The 12,964-nt window shown below is 66.5% G+C and carries 15 protein-coding genes and 2 pseudogenes; 4 read left to right on the top strand and 13 right to left on the bottom strand.

The genetic code is table 11. The annotated features are described in order from the left end of the window. Positions 1 to 46 precede the first annotated feature (46 nt). Together PIB19_RS18775 and ispG are read right to left on the bottom strand one after the other, a co-directional pair. Positions 47 to 529: a retropepsin-like aspartic protease family protein gene (locus PIB19_RS18775; RefSeq protein WP_271238552.1), complete on the bottom strand. Its 483-nt coding sequence runs from the start codon at positions 527 to 529 to the stop codon at positions 47 to 49. A gap of 44 nt (positions 530 to 573) precedes the next feature. After that, the gene (ispG, locus tag PIB19_RS18770; RefSeq protein WP_271238551.1) at positions 574 to 1,698 is read right to left on the bottom strand and encodes a flavodoxin-dependent (E)-4-hydroxy-3-methylbut-2-enyl-diphosphate synthase; all 1,125 of its coding nucleotides are present in this window, start codon (positions 1,696 to 1,698) and stop codon (positions 574 to 576) included. A 143-nt stretch (positions 1,699 to 1,841) separates the two neighbouring features. On the opposite strand from ispG, the pseudogene PIB19_RS18765 reads away from it, so the two are divergent. Beyond that, positions 1,842 to 2,837, top strand: a pseudogene (locus PIB19_RS18765) (acyltransferase family protein); the annotation flags it as partial. A 105-nt stretch (positions 2,838 to 2,942) separates the two neighbouring features. On the opposite strand, the gene PIB19_RS18760 reads toward PIB19_RS18765, so the two are convergent. Next, entirely contained in the window at positions 2,943 to 3,773 is an 831-nt protein-coding gene (locus tag PIB19_RS18760; RefSeq protein ID WP_271238550.1) for a LytTR family DNA-binding domain-containing protein, read from the bottom strand. A gap of 90 nt (positions 3,774 to 3,863) precedes the next feature. Here PIB19_RS18760 and PIB19_RS18755 point away from each other — a divergent pair, with 90 nt between their 5' ends. From PIB19_RS18755 to PIB19_RS18745, 3 genes are read left to right on the top strand one after another with little or no spacing between them, the layout of a single operon-like run. Next, positions 3,864 to 5,045 carry an acyltransferase family protein gene (locus PIB19_RS18755; RefSeq protein ID WP_271238549.1) on the top strand — a complete coding sequence of 394 codons (1,182 nt, stop codon included), beginning with the start codon at positions 3,864 to 3,866 and terminating at the stop codon, positions 5,043 to 5,045. Between the two features lie 35 nt (positions 5,046 to 5,080). Beyond that, the gene (locus PIB19_RS18750; RefSeq protein ID WP_271238548.1) at positions 5,081 to 6,046 is read left to right on the top strand and encodes an isoaspartyl peptidase/L-asparaginase family protein; all 966 of its coding nucleotides are present in this window, start codon (positions 5,081 to 5,083) and stop codon (positions 6,044 to 6,046) included. After that, complete coding sequence (locus PIB19_RS18745; RefSeq protein WP_271238547.1) at positions 6,043 to 6,888, top strand: S1/P1 nuclease; 846 nt, start codon at positions 6,043 to 6,045, stop codon at positions 6,886 to 6,888. Before PIB19_RS18750 ends, PIB19_RS18745 begins: the two co-directional genes overlap by 4 nt. Here the strand turns inward: PIB19_RS18745 and PIB19_RS18740 are convergent. From PIB19_RS18740 to PIB19_RS18695, 10 genes and pseudogenes are all read right to left on the bottom strand, one after another. Further along, entirely contained in the window at positions 6,885 to 7,151 is a 267-nt protein-coding gene (locus PIB19_RS18740; protein ID WP_271238546.1) for a hypothetical protein, read from the bottom strand. The two genes, PIB19_RS18745 and PIB19_RS18740, sit on opposite strands and share 4 nt — an antisense overlap. Continuing rightward, positions 7,151 to 7,378, bottom strand: a complete 228-nt coding sequence (locus PIB19_RS18735; RefSeq protein WP_271238545.1) for a hypothetical protein — start codon at positions 7,376 to 7,378, stop codon at positions 7,151 to 7,153. The genes PIB19_RS18740 and PIB19_RS18735 overlap by 1 nt, the downstream gene beginning before the upstream one ends. Beyond that, positions 7,375 to 7,557 carry a toxin-antitoxin system HicB family antitoxin gene (locus PIB19_RS18730; RefSeq protein WP_271238544.1) on the bottom strand — a complete coding sequence of 61 codons (183 nt, stop codon included), beginning with the start codon at positions 7,555 to 7,557 and terminating at the stop codon, positions 7,375 to 7,377. The genes PIB19_RS18735 and PIB19_RS18730 overlap by 4 nt, the downstream gene beginning before the upstream one ends. A gap of 37 nt (positions 7,558 to 7,594) precedes the next feature. Then, entirely contained in the window at positions 7,595 to 8,500 is a 906-nt protein-coding gene (locus tag PIB19_RS18725; protein WP_056617144.1) for an SPFH domain-containing protein, read from the bottom strand. A gap of 130 nt (positions 8,501 to 8,630) precedes the next feature. Then, a complete protein-coding gene (pal, locus tag PIB19_RS18720; RefSeq protein ID WP_271238543.1) occupies positions 8,631 to 9,140 on the bottom strand; it encodes a peptidoglycan-associated lipoprotein Pal in 510 nt (169 codons plus the stop codon). Between the two features lie 65 nt (positions 9,141 to 9,205). After that, positions 9,206 to 10,482: pseudogene (gene tolB, locus PIB19_RS18715) on the bottom strand (Tol-Pal system beta propeller repeat protein TolB). A gap of 93 nt (positions 10,483 to 10,575) precedes the next feature. Next, positions 10,576 to 11,370, bottom strand: a complete 795-nt coding sequence (locus PIB19_RS18710) for a TonB C-terminal domain-containing protein (protein ID WP_336297186.1) — start codon at positions 11,368 to 11,370, stop codon at positions 10,576 to 10,578. 4 nt (positions 11,371 to 11,374) lie between these two features. Continuing rightward, on the bottom strand, positions 11,375 to 11,764 hold the full coding sequence (tolR, locus tag PIB19_RS18705) for a protein TolR (protein WP_271238542.1): 390 nt from the start codon (positions 11,762 to 11,764) through the stop codon (positions 11,375 to 11,377). A gap of 46 nt (positions 11,765 to 11,810) precedes the next feature. After that, complete coding sequence (gene tolQ, locus PIB19_RS18700) at positions 11,811 to 12,500, bottom strand: protein TolQ (protein ID WP_271238541.1); 690 nt, start codon at positions 12,498 to 12,500, stop codon at positions 11,811 to 11,813. A gap of 7 nt (positions 12,501 to 12,507) precedes the next feature. After that, complete coding sequence (locus tag PIB19_RS18695) at positions 12,508 to 12,954, bottom strand: YbgC/FadM family acyl-CoA thioesterase (RefSeq protein ID WP_271238540.1); 447 nt, start codon at positions 12,952 to 12,954, stop codon at positions 12,508 to 12,510. Between the last annotated feature and the right edge of the window lie 10 nt (positions 12,955 to 12,964).

Here is a 12,964-nt window from a genome sequence, read left to right as displayed (position 1 = left end):
GCTGCGGGCAATAGCGGGCGCATGCGGCCGCGTCACCTGCCGCCTGTCAGCGGAGCCGCATCTCGTCGCCGGTCAGGTGCACCGAACGCAGCTTTCGCAGATAGGATTGGCCGAGCAGCGACACGTCGAGATCCTCGATCACCGCCGCGTGCACGTCGCGCACCCGTTTCCCGTCGAGGACGATGTCGTCGATCATCACCCGCTGGCCCATCACGTCGCCCGCGGCGCCGCGTGCCACCACTTCGAACTGGTCGGGATCGAACTTCACTCTGGCGCGACGTGCATCGTCGAGCGTGAGCGCCACCATGTCGGCGCCAGTGTCGACGAGGAACTTGGTCATCTCGCCGTCGACCTCGGCAAAGGCGAAGAAATGCCCCCGATTGTCCGGCCGGATCACAGTCTCCACCGGCACGTCGGCGGGCTCCGACGCAGCCGCCGCGGCAGCCACCGGAGCCGGCGCACGCTTCACCGGCGCCATCACGCCGATGACGATACCGATCGCTATTACCGAGAGGAATCCCCAGCGCATGTCCGGCGCAGACTAGCCTGCGCGTCTTACCGAGCGCCTAACGTCTATTCCGCGGCCTGCGAGGCGGCGCTCTCCGCCGCCTCGATCTCGGCCGCCTTGGCCTCGACGAGCTGGACGATGTGCGAAATCATGTCGGCGTCCTGGACATGGTGGTCGGTCACGCCCGACAGATAGACCATGTGCTTGCCGTTGCCGCCGCCGGTGATGCCGATATCGGTCTCGCGCGCCTCGCCGGGGCCGTTGACGACGCAGCCGAGCACCGAGAGCGACATCGGTGTACGGATGTGCTGGAGCCGTTCCTCTAATGCCTGGACGGTGCGGATCACGTCGAAGCCCTGCCGCGCGCAGCTTGGGCAGCTCACGACGCGCACGCCGCGGTTGCGGATGCCGAGGGCTTTGAGGATTTCGAAACCGACACGGACCTCTTCCTCCGGCTCGGCCGACAAGGAGACGCGGATCGTATCGCCGATCCCATACCAGAGCAGGCTGCCGATTCCGATCGAGGACTTGACCGTGCCGCCGACGAACCCGCCCGCCTCGGTGATGCCGAGATGGAGCGGGCAATCGACCTGGTCGGCGAGCTGCTGATAGGCGGCGACCGCGAGGAACAGGTCGCTCGCCTTCACCGCGACCTTGAATTCGTGGAAGTCGCGGTCCTGCAACAGCTTGATGTGATCGAGCGCGCTCTCGACCAAAGCCTCGGGGCACGGCTCGCCATATTTTTCGAGCAGGTCCTTCTCCAGGCTGCCCCCATTGACGCCGATCCGGATCGCACAGCCGTTCGCCTTGGCGGCATTGACCACTTCGTTGACGCGTTCAGCGCTGCCGATATTGCCCGGGTTGATCCGCAGGCACGCCGCGCCCGCATCGGCGGCTTCGAGCGCACGCTTATAGTGGAAATGGATGTCGGCGACGATCGGCACGCGCGCGGCGCGGACGATCTGCTTGAGTGCCGCAGTGCTCTCCACATCGGGGCACGAGACGCGAATGATGTCGACGCCCGCATCCTCGCAGCGGCGGATCTGGTCGATCGTCGCCTTGGGATCGCTCGTCGCGGTGTTGGTCATCGTCTGCACCGTCACCGGCGCGTCGCCGCCCACGGGGACGTTGCCCACCATGATCTGGCGGCTTTGTCGACGCACGATATCGCGCCACGGGCGGAGGGACATGGACTTCCTTGCTAACGCTTTGCTTACTCGCGCCGCATATAGACCTCAGCGCCCCGCCGCGAAAGGCGCGAGTGGCGAAGGACAAGGCTTTGACGGCGCCGCGCGCAACTATCGGCATTTCAACGAGCCAGCGCCATTATGGCATGGACTGGCTGCGTATCGCCGCGTTCGCGCTGCTGATCGTCTATCACGTCGCAATGGTGTTCGCGCCCTGGGCGTGGGTGATCAAGACGAGTCATTCCTATCCCGCGCTGATCGCGCCGATGGCGCTGCTGACGCCGTGGCGATTGCCCTTGCTGTTCGCGGTATCGGGTTACGCCTCGCGCAAGCTGTTCGATCGTTCGGGCGGCGCCCTGCCCTTCGCCCGTTCGCGCGCCCTGCGACTGCTCGTGCCGCTCGCTTTCGGCATGGTCGCGATCGTACCCGTCGAGATGTGGGTGCGCGTGATGGAGACCGGCTACCCCTATGGCTATCTGCGTTTCTGGGCCGTGGATTATTGGCGCGCGGGCGATTTCTACGGGCGCGAGTTCCCGAGCTGGGAGCATCTGTGGTTCGTCGCCTATCTCGCCACCTATTCGCTGCTGCTGGCGGGCCTGATCGGCTGGCGCGGCGACGCGGTGACTGCCTGGCTGACGCGCGCCGCCGATTGGCTCGCGCAAGGGTCGCGGCTGCTCTGGGTGCCGCTCGCGGCGCTGGTGACGGTGCGGCTAGGGCTGCTGTTCGTGGTGTCGGAGCGCCAGGGGCTGGTCAGCGACTGGAGCGGCCACAGTCAATATGTGCCGATGTTCCTGTTCGGCTTCGCACTAGCGGGAGCCCCGCAGGTCTGGCTGGCGATCGCCCGGCTGTGGAAAGTCGCGATTATGATCGCGGCGGTCGCCGGCGCGGCGATCGTGGCGATCGAGCTCGCCTGGCCGGGGACCGCGATCCCGCCGCACGGATGGATGGCCCTCGATCGCGCCGCGCGTGTGGCGATGGCGTGGAGCATGGTCATCGCCTTGTTCCATGTCGCGGAGCGCTGGTGGAACCGCGACCATGCGTGGCGCAAGCCGCTCGCCGAGGCGGTCTTCCCCTTCTACATCGTCCATCATCCGGCGATCGTGGTGCTCGCCTGGTACAGCCTGCCGCTGGACCTGAACCCCTTTGCCGAATTCGCGCTGTTGCTCGCCGGCACGGCAGCGATCTGTTGCATCGTCTATAGGATCGGCCGCCGGATCGGCTGGCTACGTCCGCTCATCGGCCTCGCCTCAAAGCCCGCGATAGCGCCGGCTGCCGCGCAGCGTGGCGCCGCTTTCGAGCGTGACGGTGAAATCGCCGCTCTTGTCGGTCTCGACGCTGCGCACCGCGGCGCGACGGACGATCCGCCCGCGATGAATGCGCACGAAGCCCGGGCCTAGCCGCTCGGCCAGCGCCGCCAGCGTCGAACGGTGGAGCAATGTCCGCCCGCTCCAGACGATCTCGACATAATTGCCCGCCGCCGAAGCCGATTCGATCGCGGCGACAGGAACGCGGTGGGTGACGCTGCCGTCGGCGACGAGCAGCACATCGCTCTCCGCCGAGGCCGTCGGGGTCGGCCGTGCGAGCAGCCACTGTGCATAAGCGAGGAACAGGGCCGCCAGCAGATAGGTCGCGGCATCCTTGCGATATTCGTAGAGCAACGTCATCGGCCACGATCCCAGGTCGTAGCGCTCGCCGCCCGCGGCATAGACGACCATGCGCAGGACGACCATCGCAAGGACATGCACGAGCGACACGGGAACCGTTGCGAGCGCATGCAGCAGCACCGCCACCGGCAAGGAGAAGCGCGGCGGACGCAGTCGCGCCACCAGCCAGCCGAGCACCGGCATCAGCGCCAGCCAGACCACCAGGCTGGTCAGCTGCCATGTCCAGACATGCGCGCGGCTCTCGATCACGCCGAGCTTGGCCATGTCCTCGAGCGTCGATTCGACATTGGCGATCGACTGGACCGTGAGGAACCCGGCCAGCCCCAGAGCGAGCCACAACAGCCTGCGCCGGCGAAGCGTTTCGCCGCTCGTCACGACTTCGCCGCCGTTCGTCCCTGCCCCGATTTCGCCCATCCCAGCCTTTCCGCGACTCCTCCCATCTCGATACCGGGCAGTGCCGCGCCCCGCTAGCCGATTGCGCATCGACTATCGGGAGGCATTGGAATGGAACGGCATTACGGAATGGACTGGTTGCGGATCGGGGCGTTCGCGCTGCTGATCCTCTATCATATCGGCATGTTCTTCGTGCCATGGGGCTGGCATGTGAAGACCGCGGCACCACTCCATTGGGTACAGCTGCCGATGCTGGCGACCAATGCGTGGCGACTGCCGTTGCTGTTCACCGTATCGGGATTCGCGACTGCCGCGGTGCTCGGCAAATCCATGGGCATGGGAAGCTTCCTGCGCGACCGCACCGCGCGGCTGATCGTCCCGACGCTGTTCGCGGCGGTGCTGATCATCCCGCCACAGCCCTGGATCGAGCTGGTCACGCAGCATGGCTATGCCGGCAGCTTCTGGCACTTCTGGGCAGGGGATTATTTCCGCTTCGGAACGCTCGACGGGATCGTGCTGCCGACATGGCAGCATCTGTGGTTCGTCGTCTATCTGTGGGTCTATACACTCGCGCTCGTCGCGATCCTCGCGCTGACACCCGGCGCCGCGCGGGCGAGCTTCGCCCGCTTCGCCGACGATCTGCTGAGCGGCCCCGGATTGCTGCTCATCCCCCTCGCCTGGCTGGCGGTGCACATGGCAATCAGTGGCCCTCGCGCAGAGCCGACCCATGCATTGGTCGGCGACTGGACCGCGCACCGCATGTACTTCCCCGCCTTCGCCTTCGGTTTCTTCCTCGCCGACGCCCCGCGGACCTGGGCGGCGGTCCGGCGCTGGTGGAAAGTCGCGGGCGTGCTCGCCATCCTGGGCTATGCCGTCGTCGCGGGCATCCTGCTGCTTTGGATGGGAGGGGTGGTGCCCGATACCGAGCTCGGCCTGCCTTTCGCGGCGGGGCGGCTGACGATGGGTTGGTGCGCGATCGTCGCATTGATCGGACTCGCCGACCGCTTCTGGAACCGCGACCACCCTTGGCGGCGCACGCTCACCGAGGCGGTGTTCCCCTTCTATATCATCCACCAGACGATCATCGTGGTCACCGGCTGGTATCTGCTGCGCTTCGCATTGCCGCCGGCGACCGAGTTCGTCGCGTTGCTCGCGGCAACCGTGGCGGGGTGCTGGCTGTTCTATTTCGGCGGACGCGAGATCGGCTGGCTGCGCCCGCTGATCGGGTTGCGCCCGCTGGCGCAGCGTCCGCGATCTGCTACGGAGGCGGCATCGATCCCCGGAGTGCCGTGATGCGCCTCTTGCCTCTCTTGCTCGGAGCCCTTCTCATGCCGCTGGCTGCCCAAGCCCAAAATCAATCGGCGCAAAAGCCCAAATGGACATTGGTGATCCACGGCGGTGCCGGGATCATCGAGAAGGGTCGGGTTACCCCCGAGCAGGAGGCGGGCATCGCCGCCGGCCTCAATGCCGCGCTCGATGCGGGATCGAAGGTGCTCGCGGGCGGAGGTAACTCGCTCGACGCGGTGCAGGCAGCGGTACAGGTGCTCGAAGACGATCCGCACTTCAACGCCGGCCGCGGGGCGGTGTTCACCTGGGACGGACGCAACGAACTCGACGCCGCGATCATGGACGGGCGCAACCGCTCCGCGGGCTCGGTCGCTGGCGTCACCACCACGCGCCACCCCGTCGCCGCGGCGCGCGCGGTGATGGAGAAGAGCCCGCACGTCATGCTGTCGGGCGCGGGCGCCGATCAGTTCGCGCGCGAACAAGGACTCGAGCAGGTCGAGAACAGCTGGTTCGCGACGCCCGAACGGCGCAAGCAACTCGACAAGATGAAGGCGAACGACAAGCTCGGCTGGTTCGACGTCGATCTGAAATACGGCACCGTCGGTGCGGTAGCGATGGACGGCGAAGGCCATGTCGCCGCGGCTACCTCAACTGGCGGGCTCACCGGCAAGCGCTGGGGACGCATCGGCGACGCTCCGATCATCGGCGCCGGAACCTATGCCGACGACCGCGCCTGCGCCGTCTCGGCGACCGGCGCGGGCGAGTTCTTCATCCGCGAAGGCGTCACGCACGAAATCTGCGCCCGCGTCCGCTTCAAGGGCGAGAGCCTGCAGCAGGCGGCCGAGACGGTGATGGCCGAGGTCAAGGCATTGGGCGGCACCGGCGGCGTGATCCTCACCGGCCCCAACGGCGAGATGGCGTGGACCTTCAACACCCCCGGCATGTACCGCGGCAAGGCCTCTTCCAGCGGCGATCGGCTGGTCGCATTCTATGGTGACGACAAGTGAAGCGGCTCCTGATCCTGCTCGCCGCGATCCTCGGATTCGGCGCCGTCGCCACGCCCGCCGCCGCTTATTGGGAGTACGGCCACGAAACCGTCGCCGCGATCGCCTATCGCAACGTGACCCCGGCGGTGCGTGCCGAGATCCGCGCATTGCTCAGGCACCAGGCGCTGCTTGAGACGCCGACCTGCCCGGCACGGACGATCGAGCAGGCGAGCATCTGGGCCGATTGCATCAAGGATCTCGGGCCGCGCTTCAGCTATGCGTATAACTGGCACTATCAGAACGTGAACATCTGCAAGGACTTCACGCTCAAGGGCAATTGTCCCGACGGCAATTGCGTCTCCGCGCAAATCGAGCGCGCCGTGAAACTACTCAAGGACCGCAAGGTGCCGGTGCGCGAGCGCGTGATGGCGCTGGCGTTCCTCGTCCATTTCGTCGGCGACCTGCACCAGCCGCTCCACGCCGGCGATCGCGGCGACCTCGGCGGCAATCGCGCGAAATCGACTTACGGCATCTATTCGACCGACCGGCTCAACCTGCACAGCATCTGGGACGGCCTGCTCGCCGAGCGCGCGATCTCGACGCCGCCCTCGCTGGTGCGAGTCTATTCGGCCGATGAGCGCACGGCGGTGAACGGCGGCAGCGTCGAGGACTGGAGCCGCGACAGCTGGCAGGTCGCCCGCGACGTCGCTTATGCCAGCGCGTATGGCGATCCGTGCGGACCGGTTCCCGAACGCGCGAAGCTCGACGAAGCCACGATCGAAAAATTGATCGAGCCGGCGCGCCAGCAATTGGTCAAGGGCGGCCTCCGGCTCGCGCGGCTGCTCGATGAGGCGCTTGGCTAATCCCGGTCGCCCCAGCGCCAGCGCCAGCCGCCGTCGGTCTTGAGCCAGCTCAACCAGACGAAGCCGACGAACAGGGGCAGGAAGAGCAGCTGGTAGAGTGCGCTGCGCTGATGGGCGAGCCGGGCGATGCCGCTCGCCACCAGGAGCATGCCGATCGTCAGCAGCCAGCCCTGCCACGTCGCGGGGACCACGCCCCAGCCATAGCGCTTCTGCGCGAACCAATAGCCGGGGCGGACGCGGTACAGATCGCGAAGGCGGCTCATCATTTCCCGCCCCCGTCGCGCGTGAGTGCCACGAGCCGGAGCACCGCAAGCCCGATCGGCGCGACGCAGATCACTGCGGCAACCGCGATCGGCCAACGCTGGCCGTCATGCCGTTCGATAAGCGTAGCGGCACCGAACATCAGCGCCGAGCCCGCCCCCAGAACCGCGGCGAGCAGCGGGTTGCGGCGCCCGGTGCAGCGGCGCTTGCGTCCGATCAGAAACATCATGCTTCGTCTCCTTTGTCCCTAGGCGGCCGGCCTCGCTTGGCGCGCACCGGCTCCGCCAATTTGACTCCGCGCCGCCCCAGCGCCTCGCGCAGCAGGCATTCGACCTGCGCGTTGACGCTCCTGAGATCGCTCGCCGCGCTGCGCTCGATCGCCGCGTAGAGCGCGGGATCGAGACGCAACGGGAACGCCTTTTGGGAGGTGCCGACACGCTATTTCCTACTGGTAGAGCGAACCCGCGTTGACGACCGGCTGCGTGTCGCGCTCGCCGCACAACACCACCATCAGGTTCGAGACCATCGCGGCGCGCCGCTCGTCATCGAGCTCGACGACGTTCTTCTCCGAAAGCAGCGCAAGCGCCATTTCGACCATGCCGACCGCGCCCTCGACCAAAGTGGTGCGTGCTGCGACCACCGCCTGGGCCTGCTGACGCCGCAGCATCGCTCCGGCGATCTCCTGCGCATAAGCGAGATGGGTGAAGCCGCATTCGTCGACGGTGATGCCGGCAACGGTGAGCCGCGCGATCAACTCGGTGCGCAACTCGGCGCCGACCTGATCGTGATTGCCGCGCAGCGTGACTTCCTGATGCTCGAAATCGTCATAGGGATAGCGCGAGCCGATCGTGCGCACGGCCGCCTCGATCTGGACCATCACGAACGCCTTGTAATCGTCGACGTCGAACAAAGCCTGCGCGGTATCGGTCACGCGCCACACCACCTGCGCCGCCATCTCGATCGGATTGCCGCGCAGATCGTTCACCTTGATCCGATCCGAGATGATGTTGTTGGCGCGCACCGACACCCGCTTCTTGATCATCCAGGGCCAGGTCCAGCGCAGCCCGGTGGTGCGATCGGTGCCGCGATAATCGCCGAACAAGGTGATCACCGTCGCCTGATTGGGCTGGAGCAGATAAAAACCGCTCACCACGAACAGGAACAGCACGCACGACGCGAACAACCCGGAAACGATGATCCAATCCGCCACGCGATCGATCTGACTGATCGTCACGGCGACTCCGGCGATCGCCAGCAGCAGCACGAGCAGCATGCCATAGCCGCTCATGGTGTGTGCCGCGCGCTCGCTGCTCTGCCGCAATGCAGATGTCGCGCCCCTGATGTCCGTCATTATTCCCTCCGTTAATTATGATATCGTATTTATATCGAAACGTGGAGAGTCGCAAGCGCAATCGACAGACATGCGAACGCCGCCGATCCGCAGGGACCGACGGCGCCCGAAAAGCCCGTGAAGAGCCGCGTCAGTTGATGACGATGGTCACCGCACGACGGTTCTGCGCCCAGCTGGCTTCGTCCGAGCCCAGCGCCAACGGCCGCTCCTTGCCGTAGCTGATCGTCGTGATCCGCGTGGCCGAGACGCCACGCGCCGCGAGATAGTTCTTCGCGGCATTGGCGCGGCGATCGCCGAGGCCGAGATTATATTCGCGCGTGCCGCGCTCGTCGCAATGCCCCTCGATCGTGATCCGCGCCTCGGGGTGCGCGACCAGCCATTGCGACTGGCTGTCGAGGATCGCACGCGCTTCCGGATCGATGTCGTACTGGTCGAGCGCGAAATGCACGGTGTCGCTGGTGACTTCACGCTTGAACTGCTCGTTCAGCCGGCCCGCCAGCGTATCGCTGCTCTCGCCGCCATCGGCGGCCACCGGAGTCTCGGTCGGGGCCGGCGGCAGTTCGGGCGGGCGCTTCTTGGCGCAACCCGCGGTGGCGACAAGCGCCAGGCCCAGGACCAGGCTGGTCGTCATCTTGGCCATCTAATTCCTCCTCTACTCATGATTCTGATTGCAACCCGATACGCACACTACGCGAGCGTAACGTTTCAGGGGCGAATGGGTCCCCAGCTCGGATCCGAGCCGTCCAGCGGTGTGGGAATCTTGCGGGCGTTCACCCCGGTCAGGTCGACCGACCACAGGTCCGGCCGTCCCGAGCCCTGCGTCGCGCGGAAGAACATCAACACGCGGCCGTTGGGCGACCAGGTGGGCCCCTCGTCGCCCCAAGCATTGGTCAGCAGTTTCTCGCCGCCCCCGCTCGAATTCATCACGCCGATGCGGAACGCGCCGCCGCCGGTGCGGGTGAAGGCGATCAGGTCGCCACGCGGACTCCAGACCGGCGTGGCATAACGGCCCCGCCGAAGCTGATTCTTTTCTGGTTCGACCCGTCGGCGCTCATCACATAAAGCTGCTGAGTGCCGCCGCGATCGCTCTCGAAGACGATTCGTCCGCCGTCGGGCGAATAGCTGCCGCCGGTATCGATGCCGGGCGCGTTGGTGAGCCGCTGCGGCTGGCCGCCGCTCGCGGCGATCCGATAAATGTCGGTATTGCCCGCCACCGACATCGAGAACAGCACCCAGCGCCCGTCCGGCGAGAAATGCGGCGCGAAATTCTGGCTGACATTGTCGACCAGCCGCCGGTTCGAGCGCGCCGCCATGTCGTAGATCCAGATCGACGGGCGGCGGCCCTCATAGCTCATGTACACGATCGCGTTCTGCTTCGGCGACATGCGCGGCGTGAGCACGATGTTCTGGCCGTTGGTCAGGAAGCGATGGTTGGCGCCGTCCTGATCCATGATCGCGATCTGCTTGCGGCGCTTACCCTTGGGGCCCTGTTCGGCGACATAGACGATCTGGCTGTCGAAATACGGGCCTTCGCCGGTGAGCCGCGTGTAGATCGCGTCGGCGCATTTATGCGCGGCGCGGCGCCAGTCGCCCGGCGAGACCACGAAGCCCTTGCGCACCAGCTCGGTCTGCAGCGCGACGTCGTAGAGATAGCAGCCGACAGTGAGTTGGCCATTGCCGTTGGCGCGGACATAGCCTTGCACCAGCGCCTGCGCCGAACGTCCGGCCCACAAGCCGTAATTGGGCGTGGTGACTTCGTTGTAGGCGATCGTCCCCGCCTGGCCTGGGCCCTGCGTCTTGAACAGACCCGTGTTGCGCAGATCGTCGTCGATGATCTGCGCAAGTTTGCGGCCGAGCTCGTCGGTCGATCCCGCCGCGGTGGATGTCACCGCCGAGGTCGGCATCGCCGGAATCATCAGCACCATGTCCTTGGCGGCGGCGTTGGTCACGTCGACGCTCAGCGGCGTGTCCTGCGTATCCAGCTGCACGGGGAGGCGCGACTTCTTGCGCGTGCACGATGCCTCCCGATCCCAGCGCGAGAACGAACCCCAATGCGAAATGGCTGGCCTTCATGATCAGAGATCCTCGTACAGAACGGGTGCGATGGTCTTCCACGCATCATAATATTGCGGTGGCAGCTTGAACGGTGCCGCGAGCCGGACAGCGCGCACCGCGCGCTCGCGCGCCAATGCCGCCTGCGTGCGATTGCTGTCGGTAATGCCGGTCTGGGTTACGCGCAGCTCACTGGCGAGCGAGCCGTCCTGGTTGAGCTGGACGGTTACCTTGGTACGCAACTGATCGGTGTCGGCGCCGCTCGGCGGAGTCCAATGCGGCTTGATCTGGCGGATGATCTCGGCTTGGAGCGCCGAACGCACCGCAGGCCCCGCGGTCGCGGCAGGCGGGGTCGTCGCCTTGCCCTTGGTCGGCTGCGAGGTGAGGCCCGCGACGATGCCGTCCAGCGCCCCGCTCGCCCGTACGTCGCGCCTGGCCGGCTGCTTCGCAGGCGCAGCGGCGGGCGCAGGCTTGGCCGGCGGCTGCTTCGGCGCAGGCCGCGCATCGGGCGCCGGCTTGGGCGGGGTCGGTTGCGGCTTGGCGATCGGCTGCGGATCGGGCTGGGGTTCGGGCGGTGCTGCTTCGGGTTCCGGCGGTGCCTCGACCGGCGAGAGCTTGGCGGCGACTTCCTCATGGCTCACCACCGGCGCCTGGCTCTCCGGCGCGGACTCGTCGGTGATCGACACCTCCATCGGCGTGCTGACCAGCTTGTCCGGGTTCGGCGCGGGGAGGAAATAGCCCGCGAGCAACACGAACAGTGCCGCATGGCCGGCGGCGGCGACCGCGAGTCCTCCTATTTCGGAACGAGTCAGCGCCATCGCGTCACTTGCTCGCGGCGTTGGTCAGCAGCGAGACCCGGTTGAGCCCGGCGCGATTGAACTCACCCATCACGCGCATGACCTTGCCGTAACCGAGCCCCTGGTCGGCGCGCAGAAAGATCTGCGGCGGCTTGCCGTCGGCGCCTTTGCGCGACGCGACCTGCTCCAGCATCCCCGCCAGCGCCGCGTCGTTCACCGGCTCGTTGTCGACGAACACCTGGCCCTTGTCGTCGATCGCGATCTGGACCGGCTTCTGCTCCTGGTCGAGCGCCTTGGCGCGGCTCTCGGGCAGGTTCACCGGCACGCCTGCGGTCAGCAAGGGCGCAGTGACCATGAAGATGATCAGCAGCACCAGCATCACGTCGACCAAAGGCGTCACGTTGATATCGGCCATCGGCGCCCGGCGCCCGCGGCCCCGATTGGAGGAGATGCATCGCCACTTAGGCCTCCATCTCCAGGCGACGGCTGAGCGTCGCGTGGAAGCCGTCGGCGAAGCGGTTGAGCCGCTGCTCGACGCGATTGATGCCGTGGCTGTAGCGATTATAGGCGATCACCGCGGGGATTGCGGCGAACAGGCCGATCGCCGTGGCGAACAACGCCTCGGCGATGCCCGGCGCCACCACGGCGAGCGATGAATTCTGCTCGGCGGCGATGCTGGTGAAGCTGCGCATGATGCCCCAGACCGTGCCGAAAAGCCCGACGAACGGGGCGACCGCGCCGACGGTAGCGAGGAAGTTCAGCCGGTCGGCGAGGCGATCGATCTCCTGCGCTACGGTCGCGCCCATCGCGGTGGCAAGGCGCTCGCGCGTACCTTCGCGGTCGATCGACTTGCCCGTGGTCGAGCGGCGCCATTCGGTGACGCCCGCCGAGAAGACCCGGCCGATCGGCTGATCGCGGCTCGCCACGCGGCGATGGAATTCGTCGATATCGTCGGCCTCGCGATATTCGGTCTCGAAGCTGGCGATGCCTTTCTTCACCGAACCGATGCGGAAGCCGAAACTGAGGATGATCGCCCAGGTCCACAGGCTCGCGAGCAGCAGGCCGATCATCACGCCGCGAACCACCCAGTCCGCCTGGAGGAACAGGGCGACGGGCGACATGGTCGCGGCGGCGGTATTCAGGAACAACATGTCGAGCTTAGTTTCCCTTCCACAACAACGGTTCGAACGCGGCAATCCACGCTGCCGGCTGACGCCGCGGCCGACCGGTCGGGGAGACGAACGCCGCCTCGACTTCTCCTTGGGCCACGATTGTTTCGTCCCGCATGACTCGTTGCTGAATGACGACGGCAGCGGCGCGCATCGCCATAAGCCGGCTGACCACGATCAGTTCCTCGCCCAGCCGCGCCGGCGCGCGATAGTCGAGATGGATGCTGCGCAGCGCGTAGGCGCCCTCGCCGCTTTCGAAAGTGGTGCGCTGGTCGACACCCGCGGCGAGCAGCATGTCCGAGCGGGCGCGCTCCATGTAGCGCAGATAATTGGCATGATAGACCACGCCGGTGAGGTCGGTGTCCTCGAAATAGACGCGCAGCCCGAAGTGATGCTCAAGGCCATGGAAGCGGCCGATGGCGGAGAGCGCATGCATGAGTTGGGCC

Source organism: Sphingomonas sp. 7/4-4, from assembly GCF_027941955.1.
In the GTDB taxonomy this organism is placed as follows: Bacteria; Pseudomonadota; Alphaproteobacteria; order Sphingomonadales; family Sphingomonadaceae; genus Sphingomonas.
Note: the sequence above shows the minus strand (reverse complement) of the source record. Positions and strands in the feature narration are given on the sequence as shown.